The sequence below is a fragment of the Kitasatospora sp. NPDC089509 genome, assembly GCF_044749365.1.
GTDB lineage: Bacteria > Actinomycetota > Actinomycetes > Streptomycetales > Streptomycetaceae > Kitasatospora.
In genome coordinates this window covers 667,616-694,106 of record NZ_JBIVHS010000003.1, presented here as the reverse complement: position 1 = coordinate 694,106, position 26,491 = coordinate 667,616, and the positions used below count along the sequence as shown (strand labels likewise).

The window sequence follows — 26,491 nt, the reverse complement described above, 5'->3', positions numbered from 1 at the left end:
CAGCGAGGGCGAACGAGCCGGAGGGGCGATGTGAGGAACTACTCGGCCAGACAAATTCGCTGGTCGACGGCGTTAGGCCTCGCGACACATGCATCTTTTTTATGGGGGGCATATACCCCCTGCAGGAGGTCTTCTTGGGGCGCTAGTCCCCATCATCTCCGCATGCGCGCAAAACCTCCGCCCTTGCTCGACTCGCCTGACTATCCCTGGCGTCTTGGGCAGACCAATTCCTCAACAGGCTGTCCAGATAAACCTCAAGGCTGGCGTTTATGTCATGGTCAAGTCCCGGGAGATCTAGGGCATCTCTCGTCTGATTGATGACCTGCTGTCGATTTTGATATGTAGTATAGCCATTCGGCTCATACTTGGTAAGTGCGCTCTTCATCCAACCGCAGGCTGAATTATTCGTCACTTTTGAAAGGCCCCACGAGAACCCTCCAAACAGAACTATCATTGGTATCGCTACGGCCACTATCTTCCAGACCTCCTTTGCTGGAAGACCGCCCGATCTCCTGGTTGCATTGCTTGCACCAGCTTGGCCTTCGGATTTGCTCTGCTCCTGTTCCAGTGTTCTCCGCGGGCTGACAGCGGGCATCGGCGTGACAGGTGATGGTCTATTGAGCAGCAAGCTCTCAACCTGTCGTTGCCGCTCAAGTTCTATGGCCGCTCTCAAGAGAGCTTGGTGATCCTTCGTTGGCGGCAAGACCTTGTGCTCGGTCTGCGGTCCACCGAGGTTCTGCGGGCGAGGCGGTTCAGTAAGGAAGACCGAAGCTGTCGAAATGCCGAGCCGGTGTTCGGGCTTCTTCTCAAGCAGCAGACGGACGACCGTTTTAAGCGGGTCGCGGGCCTTCACGAGCGGTGGAGGCTCATCCATCAACACCGCGGACATGGATGCCATCGACGTCTCCCTCCTGAACGGGGAGACTCCTTCAATGGCTTGGAAGAGCGTGGCTCCGAGGGAGAAGAGGTCACTGACCGGCATGTCGGCTCGTCCCCGGATTCGCTCGGGCGCCATGTACTCCGGGGATCCGATGACTGTCCCCGACGCAGTCAACACCGTGTCGTCCTCGTGACGGGCGATCCCGAAGTCGGTGAGCAGGATCCTTCCGTCGGAAGCCATCATGACGTTGGCCGGCTTGACGTCGCGGTGGAGGATACCGGCCTGGTGAGCGGCGTCGAGGGCTTCCAGGAGTGCCCTGGCAACCTTGAGCGCCAGGTCGCGGGGCAACGGGCCACGCTTCCTGACGTATTCGTTCAACGAGCAGCCGTTGACCAGTTGCATCACGATCCACGGGCGGCCAGCGTCCACGACGACTTCGTGAACGGTCACGATGTTGGGGTGATCGCGGAGCTTGGCGGCGTTTCGGGCCTCACGTGCGGCCCGCTTCAGGCGCTCGTTGTAGTCCTCCTCGAACTGCGCAGGTGGGAGCCAGATCTCCTTGATCGCTATGTCTACGTCAAGGTGCTCGTCGTGGGCCTTCCAGACCCGTCCGAAACCACCTGACCCCAGGCTGGAGACCAGCCGGTACTTCCCCCCGATGAGCTGGCCAGGGCTTGCCTCTTGAGCCATCGTCTCCCCCGCGGCCCTAGTGATGGCTAGCAGTCAAGTACGAGCGTACGCAGTGTGTACATGACCGGACCAGACAACGGCGGAACCAAGTAAAGATCAAAATGCGGCTGCCCGTGCAGTCCTGCACTATCGGACGATGGCAGGGATCGTCGTGCTCTTCGAGCTGGACCGGGCCCAGCCGGAGAACCTGAAGGCCGACGAGTCCGTGGTGCTCCAGGTGCACGCCGCCGGCCAGGACCCTGTGAGGTCGTCCTGAGGCGACTCTGAGGATTTCAACCAGGTCATGCGAGCCATCGGTGCGGCAAGTCCAGTAGTAGAGCAGTGAGCAGTGAGACTGTGACCCCGGATAAAATTCCCAGCTGATGCCTGCGGAAACGGGAACGTCCCGCCAGCATCAGGGTTGCTGGCGGGACGAGTCTGCCGAACTACAGGACCTCCTCGTGAGGATTTCCGAGCCAGTCCGCCGGGTCACCGAGTTGACCCAGTGCCAGTTGGCGGGGGTCACAGCGGAGTAGTTGAACGTCCCGCGACATTCAACCGGCCCAGGGCCCTGTGACGTCAACCCGGTGAGTGAACCTTCGCGGTCACAGCATTAGGCGTGCGCGGTGGCCCGGCGTGCGAGCTCCCGGACGGGTGCGGGCGGCAACCCGATCCGAGCCAGGCCGGGGTGTTCGGCGTCGGGTGTGTCGGGTACGTCGGGTGCGTCGAGGGACTTCGCGTGCTTGGCCGCATCGACGAAACCTGCTCCGTGGATGGCGAGTTCGAAGTCCTGGTGCGCCTTGACGTCCGGCGCGAACGGCAGACGGATCCGCCCGTCCGCGACCAGACTGCGCACCTCGGCCCGGCTCAGGCCGAGGCCGAGCTGGAGCAGCCGTTCCACCCGGACCGGCGCGGGCAGCTCGAAGCACACCCGCACCGAGAGCGGGTTCGGGTCGTCGAGCGCGTACAGCGGCGTGCGGGTCTCCAGCTCCCACGTCCCGGTCCAGTCGAGCCGGTACCTGTTCCTCGCCGCGAGCGACGCGCTCATCACCAACTCCCGTACCGCTTCCGGGTCGTTGATCTCGTACGCCACCAGCCGGGCCGGCTCCAGCGTCGAGACGTGGACGCGCTCGTGGACGGGCACCTTCGAGGTCCGGTCGCACGTCGCGCAGCTCAGCAGCAGCCAGACGTCGAGCAGCTTGCCGTTCGCGTTGGCGCGGATCTTCCCCGAGGCGCGGTGCCGCATACCGGGGCAGTCCGGGCAGGACCGGACGACGGCGGGCAGGGCGGACTGACGCACGGCCCACAGGGCCGTGCGGTCGGTATTCATGTGTGGTGGATGCTTTCAGGACTCAGCAGGAGGGCATGCCGAACTCACTCGGCAGCTCCCGCTCTCCGACGGATGCTCACGAGAGGCGCGACCCATCACCCCGGGGCCGGGTCTTCAGGCTCCGAGGTCGATCGCGCGACAGGTACGTACTACGTGGCAGTCTTGACTTCCTCCCCGCGCTAATGCACGGGGATTCCGGTCGTGCGTGCCGCGCGGGGGCTTCGCCCCGTGCGTGTGCGCGTCGCCGGTGGTTGGCGCTTCACGGACCGGCCATCGCCGAGGTCTCCACGCCCTGACGCCGCATGCCCTGCGGCGTTGAGGATGTTCTTCGCGGCGTTCACATCGGCATGGTCCCGGTGCCCGCAGGCGGTGCACTCGAAGTCCGCTTGGCTCTCGCGGTTCTTCGGGTCCACGTGCTTGCAGGCGTGGCAGGTCTGCGACGTGTACGCGGGATTCACCAGGACCACACTGGTCCCGGTGGTGCGCGCCGCGTTGCGGAGCGCGAGTTCGAGCATGTGCCATCCCTTGTCCAGAATGGCCCGGTTCAGGCCGGTCTTGGCGCGGACGTTGCGGCCCGGCTGCTCGACCGTCCCCGACGCGGAGGCGGTCATGTTCCTGGTGCGGAGGTCTTCCAGCGCCACCACCGCGTTGCGGGTGGCCAGCGTGTCGGCGGTCTGCGCGCAGAAGTCCGCGCGCCGGTCGCGGACGCGGCCGGTGACGGCGTTGATCTTCGCCAGCACCGAGCGGCGTCGGTTGCTTCCGCGCTCGCACCGGGCGAGCCGCTGTTGCAGGCGGCGCAGCCGCGCCGTCTCACCGGCCGTCACGTAGGGCCGGTCGTGGAACACGCCGTCGCTGGTCGTCGCGGCGACCTTGACGCCCCGGTCCACACCCACGGCCGTGTTCGGCAGCGCGTGCCGTTGCGGCGTCTGCCGTCCGTCCTCCACCAGGAAGGAGACGAACCAGTGCCGGCCCTGCCGGGTGAGCGTCGCCGACCGGACCTCGCCACCGAGGGGCCGCGACCAGCGGAACCGGACCCATCCGAGCTTCGGCAACTTTGCCCGGCCCCACGTGCGGCCGATCCGCTCGACCGTGATCAGGTTCCCCGCCGGGAACCGGAACGACGGCGACCAGCGGGCCTTCGACCGCCACCGCACCCGGAACGTCCCGTGCTCGCGACACGCCCGGTCCAGGTCCCGCAACGTCTGCTGCAACACATGCGACGGTGCATCGGCCAGCCACGGGAACTCCCGCTTCGCGTCGGCCAACTCGGCGGCCTGCGGCACGTAGTTCATCCACGCCCCGCGCCGCCGATACGCCCGACGCTGCTCCAAAGCGGTGTTCCACACCGAACGGCAGATGTCGCCGAACGTCTCGCACAACTCGGCCTGAACGTCCGTCAGTTCAAGCCGGTACCTGCGGCCGGACAGCACGTGGAACACCCCCCTTCGGTTGCTGTGATCAACCTAGTACACGCCACTGACATTGATGCTGATACTCAGGTTCCGGTGGTCGTGGCTCTGCCACTGACTGACGCCCTGCTGGGCTGTCTTCGGGTTGTTCTGTCCGGCTGCCGGGACCTGTTCTCATGGCTCCGGCCGGGCGGAACATGACCTGATAGGAGCTTGGTCCAGAAGCCCCCTCAATGTCCTGTCTGCGCCACCCGGCCGGCGCCAACCTCCGGCTAGGGAAGGCATCATCAGCATGACATCAGCGGCCACCGAAGACACAGCGGGCCGGGACGTGTTCGCCGGGGTCGACTCCCACGCCGACACCATCCACGTCGCGGCCGTCAGCGACAACGGCGGCCACCTCGCGGACGCCGAGTTCCCCACCACCGCGGCCGGATACGCCGCAGCCCTGGCCTTCCTGAACGCCCACGGCCACGTGCTCGCCATCGGCGTGGAGGGCACCACCTCCTACGGGACCGGCTTCACCCGGGAAGCCCGCGCACACGGGCACCGGGTCGTCGAGGTCAACCGCCCCGACCGGGCGGAGCACCGCCGCATCGGCAAGTCCGACCCCATCGACGCCTACGCCGCCGCCCTATCCGGACGCGCCTCCAGCGCCCCCAAGGACGACACCGTCGCCGGCATACGCGCCCTACACAACGCCGCCCGCTCCGCCGTCAAGGCCCGCACCGCCGCCCTCAACCAGATCGCGCAGATCCTGATCACCGCACCCGAGACGATCCGCGCCAAGTACGGGCAGCTCACAGCAAAAGAGCGAACCGACGCCCTGGCCCGGGTGCGGCCGGCCGGGGACGCCGTCCACACCGCGGTCCTGACCGCACTCAAGAGCCTCGCCCGGCGCGTCAAGGAACTCACCACCGAGCACGAGGCCCTCACGAAAACCCTCGACACCGAGGCCACCGCCCACAACCCCGGCCTGCGGGCCGCCTACGGCGTCGGCCCCGACACCGCCGCCCAGCTGCTGGTCACCGCCGGAGGCAACCCCGAACGCATGCGCACCGAGGCCGCCTTCGCCGCGCTCTGCGGAGCCGCACCGGTCCCCGCCTCCAGCGGCAGGACCAACCGGCACCGCCTCTCACGAGGCGGCGACCGCGCGGCCAACGCCGCCCTCTACCGGATAGCCCTCTGCCGGATGTCCAGCGACCGACGCACCCGCGACTACATCGTCCGCCAGACCGAGGCCGGGCGGACGAAGAAGGAGATCATCCGGCTCCTGAAACGGGCCATCGCCCGGGACGTCTTCCGCTGCCTGACCACGACCGTCGCCGTCCCGGGCATCGCCGACCTACGGCCTCTGCGACAGGCCAAGAACATCACCCTCACCGCCGTGGCCGGGCACTTCGAGGTCTGGCCCGCCACCATCTCCACCCTCGAACGCGGAATCCGCCGAGACGACGACCTCGCCAACGCCTACCGCGAATGGCTCACCGCCGCTTGACAGCCCATAGGAGCATCACCGCAGCGACCTGCGCCGCTTCGCGGCTCCGCGCAAAGGATCGCCTTACCCCGGCCCGAAGGCCGAGGTTTGCGGCGAAGAGTTACCCGATCAAAAGTCCATGCGGGTGATCATGATCGAGACGGCGGCCCGCGGCAACCGAATTCCCGTGCCTCCGCCGGAGGTCGCGCGCCGCTCACCCCATGGAACTCCAGCCCGCCGCCCGTCCGTCCCGGTCGGACCCCCGGTCGCCCTGCCAGGATCCCGATTCGGGCGCTTGCCTGACGCAGGAGGGTCAGGACGCGACTGTCGAAACTCCGGTCACGCCCTATGGACGACCGGCCGGACAGCTCCTATCCAAATGTGGAGAAGGCCAGGGCGGCGGTGCCCAGGACCACCGCCCCCGCCGCGACGTGATAGCGGACGCGCAGGAGCGGAGCCACCAGCAGGGCGCTCGCCGCGTAGCCGCCGGCCATACCCACGATCACGGCCGCGGCCCCGGCGAGCGGGAGGGTGCCCCGATTCCCGGTCAGCGACCACGCCAGGAAGGAGGCCGCGCGGAAGAACGGCACACCGAGCAGAGCCACACCCCACGCCGGACGCACCCCCAACAGGCGCAGGAGCAACCAGCCCACCGGGATCGCGAGTACGGGCAGCACGTAGGTGCCCACCAGGGCCCCGCCCAGGCAGGCAAAGCTGTCGACACCATGTGCCCGCTGGGCCGCCTCGCACCGCGTGGTGCCCAGCAGCGTCCAGGCCAACAGGCCGCCGAACCCCGCCCCCACCACCGCGGCACGCGCCGCCCGGGAGGCCGCGTAGCGGGCGCCTTCCAGCTGTACGTCTGTCGCTCCCCCGGCAATCATCGGGCCAGCGTTCCAGAGCATCGGCGCGCTGTCCTGAGTACCCGTACTCACATAGCCCGGCCGAACCCGCCGGTGGCCACGAGACCGAGCCCTCAATGCCGAGGAGGCCCTCAATGCCGGCTACACCGAGACCCTCACCCAGCGCCCTCGCATCAGCGAAATCATCGGCCAGATCCGCGACTTGGAAGCCGAATGGACCCGGGAAGCCATCCAGCGGATCACCGCCGAGAACACCACCCTCAAGCAACGCGTCCGCCAACTCACCACCGACAACCGCACCCTCGACGAACGCCTCAAGACCGCCCGCTCCAACCTGCGCTTCCAGGACCGCCGCGTCGCCGACCCGGCACGGCCCGGCCACCGGCCGGGTCCGACCTCGAAGCCCAGATCACGCAGCCCGGACCCCGCACCCGACCACGTTCCGCTGATCACCGCACTCCCGCCGACAACCTCGGTGCCACCAACGGCGAGTCCCCGCGTTCCCCTCCCAGGCACTGGGGAGGGAATCGCCGGCCGGGTCGTCCTCGACGCCCGATCTATGCCCCGGCCTGACGCAGGCGACGCAGTGACGTCGAGGCCAAACCGGTGGCTCCGGCCGCACAGCCGAGGACAGCGCACAGCACGATCGCCCTCCTGGCACCGGCCGCGTTCGCGAGCCAGCCCAGTACGTTGTTCGCCACCACCAGCGCCAAGCTCTGCACGAGCGTCAGCAGCGACTGGACCCGCGACAGGTGCGTGTCCGGCGCGCCGGCCAGGACCAGCGGGCCTATGTGGCACGCGAACATGCCCGATCCCGCGCCGACGACCCCTGCCGCGGCGATGGCCGCGGCAGGGGCTGGAGCCGCCGCGAGTCCGACGAGTCCCACCGCGGCTAGCACCAGGCCCAGGCTCGTGCCCATGCCGATCCGGCGCATAGGACCCAGACGGGCAGCCAGCAGCGCGGCCAGGAGAATTCCGGCACCCTGCCCTGCGGCGACCGAACCCGCCGCTCCCGGGCCCCAGCCGCCGGAACGGGCCAGCAACGGGCTGAGCAGGGCAACCGCCGGCAGCAGCCCCGCCGCAGCCGCTGCCGTCAGCAGCAGTGCGGGGCGAAGGACAGGATCCGTCGCCGCGAGCTTCACCCCGCCGGCGATCCCGGCGAGCAGGCTCTCCGCGCGCGGGGGCCGCTCCGCCTCGGCCGCCGGGCGCACCCACACCATGACGGCCAGGACGGCGGCGAAGCTGCCCGCGTCGACCAGGGCCGTCCCGCTCAGGCCTGCCATCGCCACCAGCGCCGCCCCCAGCGGGGCCCCGAGCAGGGAGGCCACCTGGCCACCGGCCTGCCGCAGGGCCATCGCCCGGGGCAGTTGTTCCTTGCTCACCAGACGGCGCGGCATGGATCCCGTCGCCGGGAGATAGAACGCATCGACGGTCCCGACCACAGCGGCGAACCCCAGCAGCATCCATGGCGGCGTCCCCCAGGTCCGGGCCGCGACGGCCAGGGCGAGTACAGCCGCGAGCATCACCACATCACCGGCGATCATCACGCGACGGGCGCCGAAGCGGTCACCTACCGCCCCGCCCAGCAACAGGAGCACGGTCCGCGGCAGCGTGATCGCGGTCAACACCAGCGCGGCCATCTGACCGCCGTGGGCACTGGCCGCCCAGCCGAGAGCGAAGTAGAGGGCCGCGTCACCGACCAGCGAGGCCCGGGTCCCCGCGAGCCAGAACAGATACGACCGGGGAAGAACCGTTCGCGAGGGACGGGAGACAACGGGTTCCGTCGTGCCAAGTGATGCCATGGCCGCTGACCATAGGACCCTCAAGTTGGTCGAGGGCTAGTGACGGACCATCAGCAACCGCGGGCGACGCTCGCCTCGCCGCCCTCACCCCCCCCGCGGGCGCCTCGCCGTCTTCGGCGCCGTCACCGGGGCCGACGGCGTCCTGCCGCTCACCAGCCTGCTGGCCGGGTCCAAGTCCGTCAGCGGCATATGGCTCCCGAACCCCCTCCCGCACACACCTCAACGACTCGATGTCCGCCCTGTTCACCGCGGTCGCCGAAGGCTGGCTCAAGCCCCTCAACGGCCGGGCGTACAAGCTCGGCCGGGCCCGCCTGGCCCATCACGACCTCGCCGCCCGCCTCACCAGCGGCAAGGCCGTCCTCGACCTCAGCCTCCAACGGACGGCTCCTCCTATTCGTCGGCCTCCAGCCGCCCGACGGGCAGCCTCCGCAAACCCTCACCGCACCGCAGAACGGTGCACCGCACCATCCACCGGAACCCTCATTGAAGATCACCACCACACCCACAACCGGCGCCGCGTCAGGGCAGCGCCGCGACGACGCACCCCGCAAACCGCCCTCCTCGCTCGCGGCCCGCGCGTTCGCCGTCCAACAGGCCTTCACCCGCCTCCCCGGCGACGTGCACGCGCTGCGCGTCATCGCCAAGACCGCCGGCCTCGACGACGCCACCACCCACCGGATCCTGCAGACCGGCGTCGACGACGGCGTCTTCGAACAGGTCGGCCGGGGCCGCTACGGACTCGGCACCGGCACCGCCCGCGCCGGTGTCCAGGCCATGGCCCACTCCCCCGGCGCAGCCTCGACCAACAGGATCCTGGAGGGCTCGCGCTTCTCAAGCCCGCCGCCGACATGCCGACCGACTTGCGGCCGCTGATCTACCACACCCGCAAGGCGGCCGAGAGCCTCAGCACTCTGAACCGGGTCCCCCGAGCGTCAGGCTGAACCCGCTTCGGTCAGCTCGTCCAACGCATGGCGGACGAGCGGCTCGCCCTGGAAGGGCACGAGCCGCTTCCGGTACCGGACCGTGAGCGCGGGCGGCAACGCCCCGACGGCCGCGAGGGCCTGGTGGACGACGGTCACCGCTCGGTCCAGCTCGCCGAGGGCGATCCGGGCGTCGAGCGCCTGGAGCAGGAAGACCCCGGTGTGCGGGCACCTCGGACCGGCCTGCGGTGTGATCAAGTACGGTACGGCCGCGTCGATGTACCGGCCGGCCTCGTGCAGGTACCCGAAGCCGAGCGCGACCCGGGCCTGCACGAGGGAGAGGGCGAAGCGCTGAGCCATGACATCGAGCCCCGCTTCAACCTCCGGATCACCACCAAGACCGGTCGTCTTCTCCAGCGCCTTGTCCAACTCCCGCACAGCACCGCTCTCTTCGCCTCCACGAGCGCGGGCCATCGCGTCCTCGGCGTGCAGCACGACCTGGGAGTCGGGCGGCAGACGCGGATCGATGGTGCGTGCGGCCCGCACCAGCAGGCGGGCATCGGCCGGGGCCCCGGCTTCCAGGTGCCGGATGGCCAAGAGCATCATGGCCTCGGACACCAGAGCAGGCTCCCCCGCCGCGGCGGCGGCCCGCATCGCGGCCAGGGCCTGCCGCTCGGCCCGTGCGTACTCACCGAGCATGTGGCTGAACCAGCCGCACCGCAGCCCGGTCCGGGCCGCGAGCGCGATCAACCGCCCACCCGTCCGCGCGTCGTAACCCGCCGTGGTGAGCAGCCGCACCGCGATCCGGTGTTCGGCCAGGGCCGCGGTGTACAGGGCCGTCGGCGCCAGGGACGAGCGGTTGTGCTGGCGCTCCAGCGCCGAGATACGACCGTCCAGCCACTCCACCAGGTCTCGTGCCGCCGGCGGGCCCTCCCGGCCACGGCCGTGCTCCGGCGCGGCGACCCGCGCGCCCACGGCTCTCAGCTGCCGGGCGAGCGCGGCTCCCCGCACGACGAGGCCCGGCGGACCGGGAGCCCCGGCCAGCTGCACGGATCCACGCAGCGCAGCGACCGCGCTCTCGAAGTCGTGCCGCTCACCGCTCAGCAGCCCGTCACCGACAGCCATGTACAGCCAGTGCGGCCAGCCGAGCCGGACGACATCGCCGTCCGCGACGCCGTGGATGTGTGCCATGGCCAGCTGAGCGGTGTGCTCCGGCGCGATCCGCCCGGACTCCCACCGCGACACCTTCTCCCGGCGGGCAGCCATCTGCCCGAAGCCGAGCTCGACGTGCCGCTCCGCCACCAGGCGGGCGTACTCGGGCTGCGAAAGGCCCATCCCCGCACGCAGCATCATCAACGGGTTGGACACGGCACTGCCTCGGAACCATCGGAACGTGACGAGGACACTCGGATCCGTCACCACTCCCATCCTAGGCACGTCCCCCAAGCGCCACCACGCAACAAGGCACCCCCGAGGGCACCCCTTCCCCGACGACCCCACACAAGGTCCGCCGGCCCCTTGGCCCCACTACTCCCCGACACGACTCCGCGTTACGCACGGTCACCGCCAGACGGAAGCCTCAGTACCGGACCGTCTCGACAGCCCACTGGCCGACGCGTACCGGCTCGGGCTGGAGGGTGATCCCCGTCGTGGTCCTGACCCGGGCAGCCAGGTCGGTAAGGGCCTGGCCGAAGCCGACGGCCGTCGCCTCGCCGTACGCGACCACCGAGAGGGTCCGGTGTTCAGAGCACCGCACACCGTCCGCGATCGCCTCTCCCGGCCGGCAGCCGACCAACTCCAGGAGCCACCCGGCGCTGGCTCGCAGTTCGCCGTCGCTGTCCCGGTGGACCGGGCAGGCTTCTGCAGACCAGCGCGCGGCCTGGGCAGCGGTGACTAGCGGGTTAAGGAAGACGGATCCGGCCTGGCGGGCATCCGGGCCGTCCGGGTCGAGGAGGAGGCCGCGACGGCGGCGATTGGCGAGCACGGCCTCGGTGACCTCCTGGACGGACGGACGCGCGCCGACGGGAACGTCGAGTTCTTTCGCGAGCGGCCGGTAGGAGATCGGGGCGGCCTGAGAGCGAGTCAGGCGGAGTGTGATGGTGAGGATGGTCCAGCGGCCGGGGGCCTCCTTGAACCGGCTGCTGCGGTACCGCAGGCGGCACGCCGGCGCCGGGAAGGTCCTCGGGCGGCCCATGTCCCAGTCCCAGACCGTGACGCTGTCGAGCGTATCGGCGATCTGCTGGCCGTACGCCCCGGCGTTCTGCACCGGGGTAGCACCCACGGTGCCCGGTATTCCGGCCAGGCATTCGATCCCGGCCAGGCGCCCGTCGGCGGCCCACTGGACGAGATCGGCGAGCGGGTGGCCGGCCTGGACGGTGACGGCCACCGTCATGTCATCCAGCGTCTTCACGGCGATGCCGCGGGTGTTCATGACCAGAACGGCACCGGGGTGGCCGGCGTCCGCTCCAATCGCGTTGCTGCCGTGCCCCAGGATGACGGGGCCGTGCTCCTGGGTGCCGATCGCACGGACGGTGTCCTGCCAGTCGGCGGGGTCGGAGATGTTCAGGACGGTCCCGGCGGGGCCGCCGAGCCGGAGGGTGGTCAGCGACGCGAGCGTGTCCTGGGGCACGGCAGGGGTCCTCTCAGGCGGCGGTGATGGCCTTGAGTGCGAGGGTGCGGAGCGGGGCGAGGCGGGTGCGGTTGTCCTGGTGGTGGTAGACGGCGTTGGTGCAGATGGCCAGGTAGCGGCCGGTGCCCGGAGCGAGGTAGAGGCTGGTGCCGGTGAAGCCGTGGTGGTAGGCGACGCGGCCGCCGTCGGCGAGGATCCAGGCCAGCCCGCGGTGCAGACCGGGTTCGATCTCGGCCTTCGGTTCCATGCTGGTGCGGAGCCAGTTCCCCAGGTCCCGCCTGCCCACGTACTCAGTGAGGAGGCGGACCCCGAAGGTCGCCAGGTCGGCCGGGGTGGTGAACACCCCGGCGTGCCCGGCGGCGCCGCCGAGCAGCGTCGCGTTGTCGTCGTGCGGGATGCCCCACAGGCGCGGGCCACCGGGAAGTCGCTGTTCGGTCGGTGCGACCTGGGCGGAGCGGCCGACGGGCCCGTACGTGGTGCAGCTCATCCCGAGGGACTGCCAGAGGTCGGTGGCGAGCTCGTCCAGGCGGCGGCCGTGGACGTGGGTGAGCGCGAGGCCGAGGAGGATGAAGCCGCGGTTGATGTACCGGTGGGCGGCTCCGGGCTCGGCGATCAGGGGCTCGCTGCAGATCAGCGCCGCGAGGCTCTCGGTGCGGTTCCGGTACTGGTCGAGGCGGGTCTCGGCGCGCAGGCCGGAGGTGTGCGCGAGGATCTGCCCGACCGTCACCCCTCCCCCGGGCGCCTGCTTCGGTACGTCGGCGAGCAGGTCCCGTACCGGGGTGTCCAGGCCGATGGCGTCGGTGAGGCCGATCAGCGGCCAGGTGGCGAGCACCTTCGTCAGCGACGCGGCGTCGTAGAGCGTGTCCGGACCGGGCCGGGCGTCGCCGCACTCGGGAGCGACGACGCCGGAGGCCACGAACGCGGGCCGACCGTCGCGCGTTCCGAAGGCGATGACGCCGCCGGGCAGGGATCCGTCGTCGACCAGCAGGTCGAAGCACTGGCGCAGTTCGGCGACAGTATCGGGGTTCCACTGCTGGGTGCTGCTCACGGTGTCTCCTGGGTGATCGTCAGGTTGGCTCCGAGCGCGGTGAGTTTGGGCAGCAGGTCGCCGTAGCCGCGCCGGAGGTGGTACATGCCCCGGATGGTAGAGGTGCCGTCGGCCGCCAGAGCAGCCAGGACGAGCGCGGTCGCGGCCCGGATGTCCTCGCCTTCGACGTCAGCGGCGGCGAGCCGGGAGGCACCCTCGACGGTGATCACCGATGCCTCCGCGTTGACGACCGCGCCGAACCGCCGGAGCGCGGCGAGGTGGCTGTCGCGCTGGCTGTAGATCCGCTCGTCGATCCGGGACGTTCCGGCCGCTTGGGTCAGGAACGCCGTCAACTGGGGCTGGACGTCCGTCGGGTAGCCCGGGTGCGGGCCGGTGGCCATCTCCACCGCCCGAGGCCCCACCGGAACGGTGACGGTCGTGCCTCCGTGCTCGGCGGTAAGCAGGATCCCGGCGTCGGCGAAGACCGCCACCAAGCCCGCCGGGAAGTCGCCGGGCAGGAACCGGTCGAGGCGGACGGTGCCACCGGTGATCGCGGCGGCGAGCGCCAGGGTGGCGGCTTCCAGCCGGTCCGAGGGGACCGGGAAGGTACCGCCCGCGATCCGGTCGGTACCGGTGACGTGCAGGGCCTCCGTTCCCTGCCACTCGATTCCGACACCGGACCGGGCCAACAGGGCGGCCGTCACGGTCACTTCGGGCTCGATGCTCGGCCCGAGGATCGACGAGGTACCGGGGGTACGGGCGGCCAGCAGCATGGCGGTGACCGTCGCTCCCAGGCTCGGCCCCCAGTTGGTGGTGGCGGTGGTGATGAACGGCAGGCGCTTCGAACTGGTCAGGCGGGCGCGGACGCGGCCTCGGCTGACTTCGACGGCGGCGCCCGCGGCCTCCATCGCGGCGAGGTGCCGATCGATGTGGCGCGCGCAGAAGGCGTCACCTCCCGGCGTCGGGAAGGTGACCTTGCCGGAGCGGGCCAGCAGGGCGCCGCCCATGACGGCGGTGGTGCGGATGCGCCGCCCGAGGTCGTCCGGGATCACCGGGAAGTAGGAGTCGGCCGGCCGGGTCTCGAATTCTCCGTCGGTCACGGTGGCCCGGGTGCCGGTGCGGTGCAGGATCTCGGCGCAGACCCCGGTGTCGAGGATCGCCGGGGCGCCGGTGAGGGTGAGCGGCTGGTCGGCGAGGATCGCGGCGGCGTACAGGTGCAGGGCGATGTTCTTGCTGCCCTGGACCGTCGTGCTGCCGTGCAGCGGGTGGCCGCCGGTGATCCGCAGGACGAGCCGGCTGGTGGTCGCGGTGTCGGTCATGGCTACCTTCCTTGGCTTCCGGCGGGGAAGAAGCCCCCGACCTGGGTCCTCGGGTAGAGCATCGTGTGCGCGCCGATCAGCGTGGCGGGCTGGAGCACGGTGCCGGCGGGGACGATCACGCCGTCGCCGATGACCGCGCCGAACTTGGTCTGGCCGGTGGCGACTCGGTGGCCGTCGAGGTGGGCACAGACCTGTTCGGTGGCCGGTTCGGCGACCGGCCCCGAGGTGACCCGCAGGCCGGTGGTGGACACGAACGCGCCGATGTTGACGCCGAGGCCGAGCAAGGAGTCGCCGACGAAGCTGGCGTGCTTCATGAAGACCCCGCCGGTCAGCAGGGAGCGAGTGACCTCGGCGCCGAAGCCGATCCGGCAGTCAGGGCCGATGACGGTGTTGTCGCGGACCCGGGCGCCGGCCTCGATCACCGCGCCGGGGCAGACCAGCACCGGGCCGGTGACGAACGCTCCCTCGGCGATGACGGCCCCGGCCGCGGCGATCACCGGGCCCCGGACGGTGGCGCCGGGCTCGATGACCCCGGCGGACGCCGGCAAGGTGATGTCGCAGCGTCCGGCCAGCAGGTCGACGACGGCCTTCTTGAGACCGAACACGGTCGGGCAGCAGCTCAGCAGGTACAACATGACCGGGTCGGTGACCTGCTCGGTGTCGATGTAGTAGTCGGGGGTGGTCCGGTAGTCGATGCGTGCCAACTCAGCGCTCATGGTGGGGATTTCGGGCATTCGGCGCATGGCTGGTTCTCCTCTCGGACGAGCGAGTGGAAGAAGGAAGATGGAGCCGAGGAGCCCGGCCCTTGCGGGGGCAGGTCCGGGGTGGTGGCCGCCCTTGTTTCGGGCCGGGTATGGGGTTGGCGCGTTGGGGCTGCCGGAGAGAAGGAGACGCTGAACGTCGGCTTCGCGAGGAGCATCTCCAGCGGGGGACGGGTTGTCCTGTCCCAGTGAACCGTCGGCCGATTGACGCGATCCGTAGTCGGGCTACGGGCCGTAGTCCGGCTACGGGTCAGACGAGCTGCGCGCCGGCGCGGGCGGCGAAGTCCCGAACGCCCGGAAGCTGGCGGTCGTACCGCAGCAGGCCGACCGCGAGGTCTCGGACGGCACCCCGGCGGACCTCCTGCGGGGCCGCCGCCTCGGCCGCCAGCAGTGCGCGGTAGGTCTGGTCCGGCTTGCCCCACTGGTCGAACGCCCTGGCCACGTCGGTGAAGAAGCGGGCCTGCCGCTCGGCGGTCGGCAGCGCGGACGGGTCGATCGTGCGGGCCTTCTCGATCGCCTGTCCGGCGTCGCCGAGTTCGAAGTGCACGCTCACCTCGTGGAGCCTGACGCTCTGGACGCCGTCCACCAGCCCGGAGGCCCGACTCGCGACAGCAGCGCTCTCGGAGGCCTCCTTGATGAGGGCGTCTGCGTAGGTCCGGTCGCCGGACTTGGCCGCGGTGTACGCGGCGGTGGCGTACAGGTCCCCGCGCGTGGCCAGGCGCGCCGCCTCGGACACGGAGGTGTCGGCAACAAGGTCTTCGGCAGCGACCACCACGATGTCGGTCGCCCGGGCCAAGCTGCCCTGCCGACGCCAGGAGCTGGAGACCATCCGCCGGGCCTCAGCGGTGATCAGCGGGTCACCGCCAAGTCGTGCCGCTGTCAGTGCACGGTCCGAGGTCACTGCCACCAGGTTGTTGTCGCCGATCTTGATGCACAACCGGGCGGCGATGTTGTACAGCTGGGCGGTGTGCCGGGCGCGTTCCTCCGCCGTACCGACCACCTCGGCCGCCGCGATCCGACCGGGCAGTGCCTCGGCGAGGACGTCGTACCGAGCCGCTTTGAACTCCTGACGTGAGGCCACCAGCGAGGCAGCGACGGTCGTCAGGGTCGGCTCGCGCCGGGGAGCCGGGATCCGCTCCGGCCCGTACAGCAACAGGTCCTCCAGGCCGGCGAGCGGATCAGTCACGGCCCCGGCCGGCGACGCGTTCAGAAGCGGGACGAAGAGCGCGGCGGCCGCCGCAGACATCACCTGGCGGCGTCGCACATCGTCCTCCTCGGCACCGGAAGTCGTGGTCAGCGTAGCCGAGCTACCCTGCCGTCGCGGTGATCTCGGCTTCTTCGACGCGGGCTGCGGCAACGCCGTCAGCATGTCGAACTCGGCGCCCAGGGCCGTGGCCATCCGCCGTAGCAGCTGTACGTCCTGGACCTGCTGGACGTCGCGCTCGACCTGCGACATCCAGTCCTCCCCGTGGTCGAGCTCCACCGCCAGGCGCAGCTGCGTCCAGCCCATCTCCGTGCGGCGCAGCGAGACGAACCTGCCGAACGTGATGCCCTCGGTCACCGTTCCCTCCGGTGCTCGTCGTCAGCACGCTACGGACCGCTGCCGTAGCGGCAGTTGGGGCCTCTGCGGCACCCCCCAGCGGCTCAGTTCACCCGGTCGTCCTGGGCGTCCTGGTCCGCCCAGACCAACGGCCGGTTGCCCACGTAGCGGGCGAACGTGTCCTTTCCCTGGTGCAGCACCAGGAGCAGCCGGCAGATCGGCGCCATGACGACGATGTCGATGACACCGAGGCGCAGCGGCCGGGCGACCAGGTTGCCGCCGACGCGCAGGGCGTCGGCCACGAAGTTCCGCATCCGCGTGCCGGGCGGCAGGTGTCGGTACCTGTCCTCGGTCCCGGCGAGCAGGAGCATGAGGTGACCGGTCAGTTCCTCGTACAGCGTGTAGAGGGCGTCCAGGTCCGCGGCGGCGAGTTCCTCGCCGGCGAGGGCCCGGGCCGCGAGGGCGTCCGCCTGGTCCACCGTGCGCAAGACCGCGGCCGCGTCGACGTCGATCGGGGTCCTAGCCACGGGTCGCTCCCCGGCGTCGGCCCGCGAGGATGAGGTGGGCGACGAGGCTGGGCGAGCAGAGCACGCCGAGCGAGTCCATCGGCAGAATCCAGAAGGCGGGGGCGCCGTCGTCCCGGGTCAGGCCCGGTTTCGGCACGGTGACGGTCCGACCGCTGCCCAGGCACGGCACGTCCGCGAGGTTCCAGGCCCGCGCCGTGCCGGCGGGCACCAGGGCGAGTCCCTTCTTCTGCCAGTCGGTGTGGGCGAGGGCGGGCGCCGAGGCCGCGGAGGCGAGCCAGTGCGCGGCGGCGCGCTGCCGCTCGGCCGTGGTAGTGACGGGAAGAGTCACTCCGAGGCCTCCTTCGGCATCAGCTCGGGTTCCAGGTGGGATGTGCAGAACACCGGGTCGAAGGGGCGCGCGACTCCCGCGTCGTCCTGGGCGGCACCGCTGCCGACCGGGTGGAGAGGCGGCTCGGTGGTGTTACAGCGCAGACAAGCCCTGCCGTCGAGCTGCTTAGCGCCGGCGAGTACCTGGAGGTGATGGCTGCCCGCGTAGAAGACGGTGGCCCAGCGGGCGTTGGCGGCTCGCTCGATCGCGGAGGCGAGCAGCAGCGGGTCGACAAGTCGCTCCGGATCGGCGGGGTCCGGCGGCACGAGCCAGTGCGGGCCCAGCGGCTGGATGGCCAGGGCGCCGGGAACGGCGACGTAGTCGCCGAGGCTCAGGAGTCGACATCCGAACGGTTCGACCGCGATGGTGCTCCCAGGGGGCACCAGGAAGTAGATCCGCGGCTTCCGGCGGGCGTCCCAGATCACCGGACCCGGCCGACGGGCGGTCTCTCCTTCGAGGATCGAGAGCGCCTCCAGACCGAGCTTCTGACCGGTGGCCACCGCGTCCCAGATAGTGCCGCCCTCGACGGCGACGACCGTCTCCCCGGGCGGAGGCCATGGACTGGCGGTGCCGAACGAGCGGGGCATGCAGCGACTCCTGTCATGTCGGTGAATCCGTCATGAACAAGGTCGGACCTCTGCACGTCCGGAACTATCACAACCCTGTGTTGGTCGACCGTCACATTCCGATCCACGAGGCGTAGTTCGTCATCGACTCCGGAAGTCGGCGCTGCGCGCGCAGCAGGCCGGCCACCGTCTCCCGGACGGTCGGGCTGTGCCGGGACTGCTGCGGGGCGAGTCGGCGCGCCTGGAGGAGACGGTTGAAGGACGCTTCGCTTCTGCCGGTCCACAGGTACGCGCGGGCGATCTCGGCATGGTGGTGCGCGGCGCGGCTGGCCGGCCAGTCCGCGGGAATCTCCACGCGACGCGCGACCGCCAGGGCGTCGTGGTAGAGCGCTTGGTCGATCAGGCAACTCGCCCGGTGAACGGCGACGTTGGTCGGCCCGAAGGACAGCCACAGGAGACTCGGCACCTCCCCCGTGCGCCCGGCAATCCGTTCGGCCGCCGCGAGGTTGCCGTCGGCCGCCTCCGTGTCCTTGTTCCGCGCGGCGAGCACCGCGATGCCGAGGTGAACCTGTCCGGTCACGGCGTCCCGCTCGACACCCGGGTCGGCCTGTTCGGCCGTCTGCCGCGCCAACTCGGCGATCCGTATGCCGGTGTGGTACTGGCCGGCGCGCAGGTAGGCCAGGGCCCGGTTGTACTGCCTGATCGCGCCGGTCACGGCGTCCGATGCCTGCTCCGCTGCCCACCCCATGCGGTCGAGGGAGATCGACGCGAGGTCCAGGAAGCCGAGCTTGCTCGCGAGGTCGTAGCTGGAGCGGTACTGCATGGCGAGGGCCTGCCAGGCGCGGCGGTCGCGGGTACTGTGCGCCGCGGTCGTCGTCTCGGTGATCAGGCCCGGCAGCTCGGCCGCCGCGCTCCGCAGGTCCGAGGCGCGGATCAAACCGCACACCCGGTCCGTGTGCGCGACCAGTTCCTCGATCCCGCGCGGGGCGACCTCCGGGTCGGCTCCCAGGTCGAAGATGTCCAGCGACTCCCGGATCGGCTGGATCAGCCCGTCCAGCTGGTCCTTCCGCAACTCCTCGATGTACGGGCGCCCTTGGAGATCGGCCACGGGTACGGACAGTGCCCGGGCGATGGACGCGAGGACGGCGGGGCCGGCCTGACGCTTGCCCTGCTCGATCTGGGCCATGTGCGACACCGAGATCTGTGCGTCCAGCGCGAGCTGCGTCTGGGTCATGTGCCGGAGCTTGCGCGTCTGCTGAATCCGCTTGCCCACGGTGTCGGGCGTGAAGTCGTTCACGGTGTGCCCCTTGCGAGTCCGAACCCGGTGATCCGACGGTAGCGCCAAGTAGCCGCGCCCATCAGCGGTTCGACCGGGTTGCCGCAGCCCGCGCCGACAGGGTTCGATGGCTACTATGTCCAGCACCCGGGTCCTGTACCTCTTCGGCTCCGCCGCCCCGCCGGTCCTGAACCTCGCGCAGGTCGTCCGCCAAGCCCAGGACAGGGGGTGGGAGGTGGCCGTCGGGCTCACCCCGACGGCGGCGAGCTGGCTCCAGGACGAGTTGCCGGAGCTGGAGCGCCTTACCGGCTACCCGGTGAAGTCCGCCTACCGGCGACCGGGCGACCCTGACGTCCTGCCGCCCGCCAACGCCGTCCTGCTCGCGCCCGCCACGATGAACAGCATCAACAGCCTGGCCCTCGGGCTCACGACCTCCTGGGTCATAGGGTTCGCGGCCGAGGCGATCGGCAAGGGGATCCCCCTGACCGTGATGCCCTGCACGAACACCGCGCTCACCGGGCACCCCCAGTTCCCCCGGAGCGTCGCCACCCTGCGCGACGCCGGTGTCCAGGTGCTGCTCGGCGAAGGCGGCTTCGTCCCCAACGCCCCCGGGCAGGGACGACCGGAGGCATACCCGTGGGGCGCCGCGCTCGCGGCAGTCGAAGGCCTCCGCCCACCTGCTCTCGACAGGCTTGAGTAGTTCCGCCGCGGGACCGACCGACGGAGTTCTTCCGCGTCTCCTTCGGTAGGCTCAGCTGATCTGCCCCCTCAAGAGGTCAGCCGTTCGGCAACGCTCGGGGCGCTTGGAGTCGCAGTGGACGGCCATCGCCACTTGGTATATCTGACACCGTCCCGTTCACTCCCGACGCGCTCGTGCCTGCCTCGGCTCCCGTCCCGCCGCGAGCCTCTGCGCCGCACGGGGCCGTACGAGTCCGCCTGCCCCGGAGCGGAGAAGGGCATCCTCGCCCTGCTCGAAGCCGCCTCCGGCTGGAACCGACCACTCGAAGCCGCCCTCGCCGCAGCTGCCCTGGCTCGCCTGCGCGTCAGTGGTGATTGCCCCCAGCCATCGGGAGACCTTCGGCCGAGGCCGCGTCGCCGCGCTTGCGGCTGCCGACCGGGCGCTCCGGTCAACGCCGACGCGGGAAGGACTCCAGGAGTGCGACCCGAGTCCAGGCGCAGCCGGCGGTCCGCCTCGTCGGTGAAGTGCGCCGTCGCACTCTCGACCCGACAGGGCGACGGCACGACGAGCAAGTGACCTGCCCGATCCGGTGACCGTGCGCCAGCGGGACAGCGGGTACCTCGGTGCCCGCCGTCCCACCCCTCCGCGCCTCTGGAGTTCTGACCGTCTCACCCGATGCGGGACCAAAGACTCATATTTGCCCGATTTTCCTTCTGTCTCTTCCTCTGTGGCGTTCTGCGATGAAAGTTTTCTGTACACGGCGGCCGCTCGGGCAGGCGGCCGGTCAGAGCCTCACGATGGGAGCCGTCATGAAGCATCGTCAGCGCTTGTTGTGCGGGTCCGTGGTCACGGTCACCGCTTCCTCCCTACTCCTGGGGGCGGCTCCGGCGGCCTCGGCCGACAGCAGTAAGCAGCGTGCCGCGACGGCGGCGGCAGTCGTCGAACGCGCCACCGGGACCACCGACCTCGCGGCCTCCCCCGACGACTTGAGCGTGCCGACGACTTCCGCCGGGCCCGTCACGGCGGCCGCCGGCGGCGAGCGGGTCACCCTGATGCTTCCCGCGACCTCCGCGGTGACCGGCGTGCGCGCCGGTGCCGGGACGGTGGTGTACCCAGACGCCGGCGCCGACGGCAAGGCCGACCTCGCTGTCCAGCCCACCCGCGACGGTGGCATACGCACCCTGGTCACCATCGGCACCGCCGACGCCGCCCGCGACTACCGCTTCGACCTCGGCCTGCCCGACGGCGCCATCCTCGAACAGCAGGCGGACGGCAGCGTGAACGTGGTCAAGAACGGGGAAGCGCTGGGGGCCTTCGCCGCCCCCTGGGCCAAGGACGCCAACGGGGCCCCGGTCCCGACCGGCTACCGCCTCGACGGCAATGCCCTCGTCCAGCACATCGACACCCGCCCCGACACCGCCTACCCCGTTGTCGCCGACCCCTGGTACAACCCCTTGTCCTGGGACTGGAACAAGATCGGGAGTGTTACCTGGGACAAGCTCAAGGAATGCGGGCTCGGGGCTGTCAAGTGGACCGTGCCACTCGGGGTGGGTACGGCGACGACCAACGTGGCGGTGAAGCAAATCGCTGGCAAGACCGCCATCAAATTGGCTGGGGGACCATGGACCTACGTCGGCAGTGCTGCTGCCGGGTGCGTGGCAAGTCAGCTGTGATGATGTCCGTCAAGGAGCTTTTGGGCCTGGGCTCAGACAAGACGGCCTCGTCAACCATCTCGGTCAGGACCTGGGTGGCGTGCCTGATCTGCGGGGTGACCGTCAAAATGGCAGTTGACTGGTGCACCGATATACCCCAGTGGGTTTCCTGGCTCATCGGTGTCCTGGCATACAGCGCTAGCCTGTTCGTGGCTGCGGTGATGATCTCTCCCTCGAAACGACCTATTGATCCGAAACGATAGGCCGGATTCCACAGTATGAGCATCCACCAAGACTTGTCCCGTAACTGATCTTCGGTTGGGTTTCAGCGAAGCCGATCGCCGTGCGGCGCGCTCGTCCATCCGGCGAGGGCGAGGCTGTGAAGGCGGGCGATGCCACTCATAGCGTGGTGTACGCCGTCGCCCTTGAGTCGGCAGTCGCGAAGGATCTTCCAGCTCTTCATGCGGGCGAAGGCCTGCTCCACGCGGGCGCGAACCTGTTTGTGGGACCTGTTGTGTGCCTGTTTCCACTCGGGCAGTTCCTCGCCCTTGCGGCGCCGGTGAGGCATCACCAGACCGGTTCCCGGGTAGCCGCCGTCGGCGGTCGTCACAGTGTCGCCGACTGCGGCTTTGGCCCCGGACTCGGCCCATGCCTTGCAGTCGTTGTGGTTGCCCGGAAGGGGCCGGCCGACCACCACGACCAGGCGGCTGTTAACGTCGATGAGCACCTGGTGGTTGGTGGAGTAGCGGTAGTTCTTGGACTGTTCGGCCACCGTGTGGTCGCGGGTGGGCACCAGGGTGCCGTCCACGATGAGCACGGTGTCCTTGCGGAACCGCTTGCGGGGCTGGAGCGCGAGCAACGGGCCGAAGTGGTTGATGATGCGGTTGGCCGCGGACTTCGAGACGCCGAGGGAGCGGAGCCAGCTGGCGCAGCGTCAAGTCGGTGCGCCAATATGCCGCAACCAGCAGTACTCGGTCCTCCGGCGGCAGGCTCCATGGCCGCCCGCGCCGGACCGTGTCCGCTCCCTCGCGGCGCGGCGTGGCCACGAGCCTGCGGAAACGGCGCGGGCTCAGCCCGGCAAATGGCGCTATCCAGGAAGGCTGTGACGCCGTGATCACACCAGGCACTTCATGATCACCGCACCCCGCCGCCCGAACAGTCGTCAGGGCTCTGGGATGAAGGCAGGTTCGATGCCCATCGCGGCAATGCCCTCGCGTACGGAGCGGTCGAACTGCTTGATCTCTGCCAGGAGAGCTTCCCAGGCGACGGGTGAGGTCCAGAAGTCCGGCGTGAGGATGGAGCCGATCCGCCAGCCGTCATCGGCGTGCGCGATGCGGATGAGCCCCGGATCTGCCTGCATCGAATCGAGCTCGAAGTCCTCCTGGCCGGCAGCCGGACTCTGAAGCCAGAGCGCCAGGTGGTACGCCAGCTCGGCCACGGGGAACGCCTCCTCGGACCACACCACCCGCCCTTGGTCCCTGATGGAGAGTTCTGCCTCGATGTCGAGGAGCAGCACCTCCAAGGGGGCTTCCTGTGAACTGAGACCGCGCCGCGGCAGATCCGACAGTCCAAAGTTCCGACAGACGAACTGCACCGCCCAGCCTCCACAAGGTCTGAGGCCCAGCGCACCTCTAGGCCACTCAAATGCGGACAACCGTACCAAGCCGCACCAGGTGTCCCACCCTGCACCCGATGACGGGGCGACCCTTGGCCTCCGTATTATCGGTTCGGGTCAGCTGATCGGGGGGGGGTGATCCCTGTGGTGGCTTCACCGGCCCGAAACGATCGAGCCCTTCCTTTCGCCGGGACCGCCCGCGCGCCGTGACCGCGCCTGGACCCTGCCCAACACCCTGCCCGCCGCGGTCCCCCTGCACGCGCCCGCCGGAGGGCACGGCCCGCTGGACGCCGGACGAGGCCAAGCGACAGGTCGCGAAGCCGGTCGCCCCGCAGGAGAAGGTCAGCTCGATCCACTCGCTCGCCAAGGACGAGGAGGTCGCCGCGACGGTGACCGGCGACTTCCTGCGCCGCCCTGCGGTCGTCGCCCAGGTCGAGCCGGAGGGCAAGGTCCGCGTCGTCGAGGAGCCGACCCGCGACGACCATGTCGCGGCCCAGGTGACCACCGGTCTGCTGCGGCGCCCGGACGTCGCGGCCCGGGCGATGGCCGACGATTGTCCGGACTACTGGTTGGCCGCACGAGCTCAGCCTTCGATGCTCTACCTGGGCTGAACACGATTGCTAGTGTCCGGTCGTGACCTTGACCGACCTTCGAAGTGGCTTTCGTGATGATGACCAGCGGCGGCGCGTCCAGGCGGTCATACATGATCGCCTGGCAGACGACCGTGAGCCACAGGAGTGCCGCTACCTCATGCGGTTCTGGTGGCAGCTGGTCATGTCGTACACAGAGGTGTCAATGGACGACCTCATCCTGCACGTCGGCAGGTCGAAGCTCGACGTCATCGAGGATTTGATCGAGGCGATCAGGTCCTCCCATGGCGCGATCGATGCATGGATCGTCGCCACGCGGCAAGCCTTCCCAGTGATCGAAGACCGTGGCTGGACAGCTTCGGAGAGCAACGGATAACCCGGTTTGACCCACCACTGCGGCCTTCGCGTCAAGTCCTTCCATCTCGGTCGAGTTCAGGATCACGCGAAGGCCACTCCGCCGTCCGGGAAATCCCCGTCCGGGTGACACGCCCGCGCCTCAAGGTCGCGGGCGGCCGTAGCTGCAGCGAACGCCCCACCTGCCGGTCGGAGAGAAGGTCTCACCGCTTGCCCGAGTCACCGTGAGGTTCATCTTCATGCCGTCGAACAGGATCCGGTCACCTGGCGCAAGGAACAGCGGGCTGGTCGGCTCGCAGACGTAGCCATCGTGCTCTCCAAGGTCGTTGACCATCACGAGCCGCAGGACCGGGGTGACTCCGCCCGTAGCCAGGCGCATGCCCCGGATCGTTCCACGGAGGTGACGGCCACCGCGACCGGTTGAATCAGCATGCCTGTGGTTGAACGTCAAGCCGAAGAACGTTCACTCCCGGGTCAGCCCATCCGCGGCAGGCTACGCAGTTCACCGACTCGCAGAAGTCGCGCGAGGAGAACGAACAGCAACGCCATCACGATGCCGCCCGCGGCCAGGGAGGCGACCGATGTCAGGTTGTGGCTGCAGAAACGGGCGACGAGCCAGCCGGTGGATGCGGCGCCGATGGCGGATGCGGTCAGCTTGGCGTAGGTGCGACAGATCCGGCGGCCGTCCAGCAGGCCCTCGGTGCGCTTCCTCAGCCGCAGAGCCGTCAGAACGAGGCCGGCCGCGTACGACAGGGCATAGGCGGCGGCCATCCCGGTGACCGCCCATCGTGGGGGCAGCAGAAGCTGACAGGCCACAGCCAGAACGATGTTCATGGCACTGATCCACAACGCCATGCGGAACGGCGTGCGGGTGTCCTCGAACGCGTAGAAGCCGCGCAGCAGGAGGTACTGGGCGGAGAACGGGACCAGCCCGAGACCGAAGGCCTGAAGCATGTGGCCCAGCGGAATGGTTGTCGCGGCGTCGGCGGCACCGTGGGCGAACAGCAGTTGGGCGATCTGCGGGCCGAAGGCGACGAAGAAGAACGCTGCCGGGACGATGACGACGCCGCTCACCCGAAGCACGCGGGACAGGTCGGCGCGGAGGTCGTCGAGACGGTGCTCGGCCGCCGCCCGGCTCATGCGTGGGAGGAGAGCGGTGACCAGGGACACGGTGACGATCGACTGGGGCAGCATCCAGATCTGCTGGGCGTAGCTGTAGGCGGTGTAGCCGACGCCGTCGTTGGGCAGGGCGGCGTCGGCGGCGGAGGCCAGGCGGGTGACCACGGTGCTCGCGACGAGGTTGGCCAGGACGAACAGCAGGGTCCAGCGGGCCGCGTTCATGCTCTTGCGCAGGCCGACGCCCCGCCAGCGGAAGCTCGGTCGCAGCCGGAATCCGGCCGCGCGGGCGTACGGAACCAGCGCCATGGCTTGGAGGGCGAGGGCCAGGGTCGTTCCGACACCGAGCAGCCTGACCTGGGCGCCGGTGATGTCCGAGACGTTCTCCGGAGTGGTCATCATGCCGAGGTAGAGGCCGAACATCGTGATCAGGACCACGTTGTTCAGGACCGGCGTCCACATCATCGCCCCGAACCGGTTCCGGGCGTTGAGGACCTGCCCGAAGATGCTGAACACGCCGTAGAAGAAGATCTGGGGAAGCAGGAAGCGGGCGAAGACCACGGTCAACTCGAACGCGTCGTGCGTGGCCGGCGTGTCCCGCTGGTAGATGCTGATGATCTCCGGAGCAGCCCAGGTCGCCAGCGCGGCGCCGACTCCGAGTACGCACAGCACAAGGGTCACCAGGCGCTGCTCGAAGGCCGTCCCGCCGTCGGGGTCCTCCGTCCGGGCCCGGACCAGCTGCGGGACCAGAACGGAGTTCAGCGCGCCGCCTATCAACAGGAAGTACAAGCTGGTGGGCACCGTATTGGCCTGGTTGTAGGTGGTGGCCAGCAGCCCGGTACCCAGTGCCGCGGCTTGCAACACTTGCCGGATCAGTCCGGTGACGCGCGAGACGACCGTCCCGGCGGCCATCAGTACGGACGACCGAAGGACCCCGCCGGCCTCAACTCGCTTGGGCGCAGCATGCTTCCTGCGTTTCGCGCTTGGTCGTTCTGTCTGCTCGGACGGCGCCTGCTCGATCATGAACACAACCTACGACTCAAACCTCCTCTGCACGTGAGGACTTGGAACTCGGGCCCGTCGCAGACTTGCACCGGAGCGGTGGCATGGTTCAGGTGGTGCTCGC

General features: G+C 69.7%; 24 protein-coding genes and 1 pseudogene. 6 read left to right on the top strand and 19 right to left on the bottom strand.

Annotated features, from left to right (window positions below; genetic code table 11):
- Positions 1-142: 142 nt before the first annotated feature.
- The 3 genes from ACIP4P_RS09495 to ACIP4P_RS09485 all read right to left on the bottom strand — a co-directional run bounded on the left by ACIP4P_RS09495 (position 143) and on the right by ACIP4P_RS09485 (position 4,318).
- Positions 143-1,570 carry a serine/threonine-protein kinase gene (locus tag ACIP4P_RS09495; protein WP_400916336.1) on the bottom strand — a complete coding sequence of 476 codons (1,428 nt, stop codon included), beginning with the start codon at positions 1,568-1,570 and terminating at the stop codon, positions 143-145.
- Between the two features lie 592 nt (positions 1,571-2,162).
- The gene (locus tag ACIP4P_RS09490; RefSeq protein ID WP_400916335.1) at positions 2,163-2,879 is read right to left on the bottom strand and encodes a DUF1062 domain-containing protein; all 717 of its coding nucleotides are present in this window, start codon (positions 2,877-2,879) and stop codon (positions 2,163-2,165) included.
- 179 nt (positions 2,880-3,058) lie between these two features.
- A complete protein-coding gene (locus ACIP4P_RS09485) occupies positions 3,059-4,318 on the bottom strand; it encodes an RNA-guided endonuclease InsQ/TnpB family protein (protein ID WP_400916333.1) in 1,260 nt (419 codons plus the stop codon).
- Between the two features lie 262 nt (positions 4,319-4,580).
- On the opposite strand from ACIP4P_RS09485, the gene ACIP4P_RS09480 reads away from it, so the two are divergent.
- Complete coding sequence (locus ACIP4P_RS09480; RefSeq protein WP_400916332.1) at positions 4,581-5,786, top strand: IS110 family transposase; 1,206 nt, start codon at positions 4,581-4,583, stop codon at positions 5,784-5,786.
- A 350-nt stretch (positions 5,787-6,136) separates the two neighbouring features.
- Here the strand turns inward: ACIP4P_RS09480 and ACIP4P_RS09475 are convergent, their stop codons facing one another.
- Both ACIP4P_RS09475 and ACIP4P_RS09470 read right to left on the bottom strand, forming a co-directional pair.
- Positions 6,137-6,667, bottom strand: coding sequence for a hypothetical protein (locus tag ACIP4P_RS09475; RefSeq protein WP_400916330.1), 531 nt, complete (start codon positions 6,665-6,667; stop codon positions 6,137-6,139).
- Between the two features lie 515 nt (positions 6,668-7,182).
- The gene (locus tag ACIP4P_RS09470) at positions 7,183-8,427 is read right to left on the bottom strand and encodes an MFS transporter (protein WP_400916328.1); all 1,245 of its coding nucleotides are present in this window, start codon (positions 8,425-8,427) and stop codon (positions 7,183-7,185) included.
- A gap of 483 nt (positions 8,428-8,910) precedes the next feature.
- Between ACIP4P_RS09470 and ACIP4P_RS09465 the strand changes: the two genes are divergently transcribed.
- The gene (locus ACIP4P_RS09465) at positions 8,911-9,300 is read left to right on the top strand and encodes a helix-turn-helix domain-containing protein (protein WP_400916326.1); all 390 of its coding nucleotides are present in this window, start codon (positions 8,911-8,913) and stop codon (positions 9,298-9,300) included.
- A 59-nt stretch (positions 9,301-9,359) separates the two neighbouring features.
- Here ACIP4P_RS09465 and ACIP4P_RS09460 read toward each other — a convergent pair whose 3' ends face one another.
- The 10 genes from ACIP4P_RS09460 to ACIP4P_RS09415 all read right to left on the bottom strand — a co-directional run bounded on the left by ACIP4P_RS09460 (position 9,360) and on the right by ACIP4P_RS09415 (position 19,356).
- Positions 9,360-10,715, bottom strand: coding sequence for a hypothetical protein (locus ACIP4P_RS09460; RefSeq protein ID WP_400916324.1), 1,356 nt, complete (start codon positions 10,713-10,715; stop codon positions 9,360-9,362).
- A 211-nt stretch (positions 10,716-10,926) separates the two neighbouring features.
- Positions 10,927-11,976, bottom strand: coding sequence for a UDP-N-acetylmuramate dehydrogenase (locus ACIP4P_RS09455; protein WP_400916322.1), 1,050 nt, complete (start codon positions 11,974-11,976; stop codon positions 10,927-10,929).
- A 13-nt stretch (positions 11,977-11,989) separates the two neighbouring features.
- Complete coding sequence (locus ACIP4P_RS09450; RefSeq protein WP_400916320.1) at positions 11,990-13,024, bottom strand: serine hydrolase domain-containing protein; 1,035 nt, start codon at positions 13,022-13,024, stop codon at positions 11,990-11,992.
- Positions 13,021-14,322 carry a UDP-N-acetylglucosamine 1-carboxyvinyltransferase gene (locus tag ACIP4P_RS09445; RefSeq protein WP_400916318.1) on the bottom strand — a complete coding sequence of 434 codons (1,302 nt, stop codon included), beginning with the start codon at positions 14,320-14,322 and terminating at the stop codon, positions 13,021-13,023. The genes ACIP4P_RS09450 and ACIP4P_RS09445 overlap by 4 nt, the downstream gene beginning before the upstream one ends.
- Before the next feature lie 2 nt (positions 14,323-14,324).
- On the bottom strand, positions 14,325-15,038 hold the full coding sequence (locus ACIP4P_RS09440; RefSeq protein WP_400916316.1) for a hypothetical protein: 714 nt from the start codon (positions 15,036-15,038) through the stop codon (positions 14,325-14,327).
- Between the two features lie 295 nt (positions 15,039-15,333).
- Positions 15,334-16,644 (bottom strand): XRE family transcriptional regulator, encoded by a 1,311-nt coding sequence (locus ACIP4P_RS09435; RefSeq protein WP_400916314.1) that lies wholly within the window; start codon positions 16,642-16,644, stop codon positions 15,334-15,336.
- A gap of 83 nt (positions 16,645-16,727) precedes the next feature.
- The gene (locus ACIP4P_RS09430) at positions 16,728-17,150 is read right to left on the bottom strand and encodes a hypothetical protein (RefSeq protein WP_400916312.1); all 423 of its coding nucleotides are present in this window, start codon (positions 17,148-17,150) and stop codon (positions 16,728-16,730) included.
- A complete protein-coding gene (locus ACIP4P_RS09425) occupies positions 17,143-17,478 on the bottom strand; it encodes a hypothetical protein (protein WP_400916310.1) in 336 nt (111 codons plus the stop codon). The genes ACIP4P_RS09430 and ACIP4P_RS09425 overlap by 8 nt, the downstream gene beginning before the upstream one ends.
- Positions 17,475-18,104: a hypothetical protein gene (locus ACIP4P_RS09420; RefSeq protein ID WP_400916308.1), complete on the bottom strand. Its 630-nt coding sequence runs from the start codon at positions 18,102-18,104 to the stop codon at positions 17,475-17,477. The genes ACIP4P_RS09425 and ACIP4P_RS09420 overlap by 4 nt, the downstream gene beginning before the upstream one ends.
- A gap of 91 nt (positions 18,105-18,195) precedes the next feature.
- Entirely contained in the window at positions 18,196-19,356 is a 1,161-nt protein-coding gene (locus ACIP4P_RS09415) for a helix-turn-helix domain-containing protein (protein ID WP_400916433.1), read from the bottom strand.
- A gap of 139 nt (positions 19,357-19,495) precedes the next feature.
- Here ACIP4P_RS09415 and ACIP4P_RS09410 point away from each other — a divergent pair, with 139 nt between their 5' ends.
- Both ACIP4P_RS09410 and ACIP4P_RS09405 read left to right on the top strand, forming a co-directional pair.
- Positions 19,496-20,059, top strand: coding sequence for a flavoprotein (locus ACIP4P_RS09410; protein ID WP_400916306.1), 564 nt, complete (start codon positions 19,496-19,498; stop codon positions 20,057-20,059).
- A 788-nt stretch (positions 20,060-20,847) separates the two neighbouring features.
- On the top strand, positions 20,848-21,711 hold the full coding sequence (locus ACIP4P_RS09405) for a hypothetical protein (RefSeq protein ID WP_400916304.1): 864 nt from the start codon (positions 20,848-20,850) through the stop codon (positions 21,709-21,711).
- Positions 21,712-22,015: 304 nt separating this feature from the next.
- Here the strand turns inward: ACIP4P_RS09405 and ACIP4P_RS09400 are convergent.
- Positions 22,016-22,817 (bottom strand): annotated as a pseudogene (locus ACIP4P_RS09400) (transposase).
- Between the two features lie 35 nt (positions 22,818-22,852).
- The gene (locus ACIP4P_RS09395; RefSeq protein ID WP_400916432.1) at positions 22,853-23,206 is read right to left on the bottom strand and encodes a hypothetical protein; all 354 of its coding nucleotides are present in this window, start codon (positions 23,204-23,206) and stop codon (positions 22,853-22,855) included.
- 305 nt (positions 23,207-23,511) lie between these two features.
- On the opposite strand from ACIP4P_RS09395, the gene ACIP4P_RS09390 reads away from it, so the two are divergent.
- Together ACIP4P_RS09390 and ACIP4P_RS09385 are read left to right on the top strand one after the other, a co-directional pair.
- Positions 23,512-23,916: a DUF6192 family protein gene (locus ACIP4P_RS09390; protein ID WP_400916302.1), complete on the top strand. Its 405-nt coding sequence runs from the start codon at positions 23,512-23,514 to the stop codon at positions 23,914-23,916.
- 22 nt (positions 23,917-23,938) lie between these two features.
- Positions 23,939-24,271, top strand: coding sequence for a hypothetical protein (locus ACIP4P_RS09385; RefSeq protein ID WP_400916300.1), 333 nt, complete (start codon positions 23,939-23,941; stop codon positions 24,269-24,271).
- Positions 24,272-24,391: 120 nt separating this feature from the next.
- Here ACIP4P_RS09385 and ACIP4P_RS09380 read toward each other — a convergent pair whose 3' ends face one another.
- Both ACIP4P_RS09380 and murJ read right to left on the bottom strand, forming a co-directional pair.
- Positions 24,392-24,628: a hypothetical protein gene (locus ACIP4P_RS09380; protein WP_400916298.1), complete on the bottom strand. Its 237-nt coding sequence runs from the start codon at positions 24,626-24,628 to the stop codon at positions 24,392-24,394.
- 95 nt (positions 24,629-24,723) lie between these two features.
- Positions 24,724-26,388 (bottom strand): murein biosynthesis integral membrane protein MurJ, encoded by a 1,665-nt coding sequence (gene murJ / locus ACIP4P_RS09375; protein ID WP_400916296.1) that lies wholly within the window; start codon positions 26,386-26,388, stop codon positions 24,724-24,726.
- Positions 26,389-26,491 lie beyond the last annotated feature (103 nt).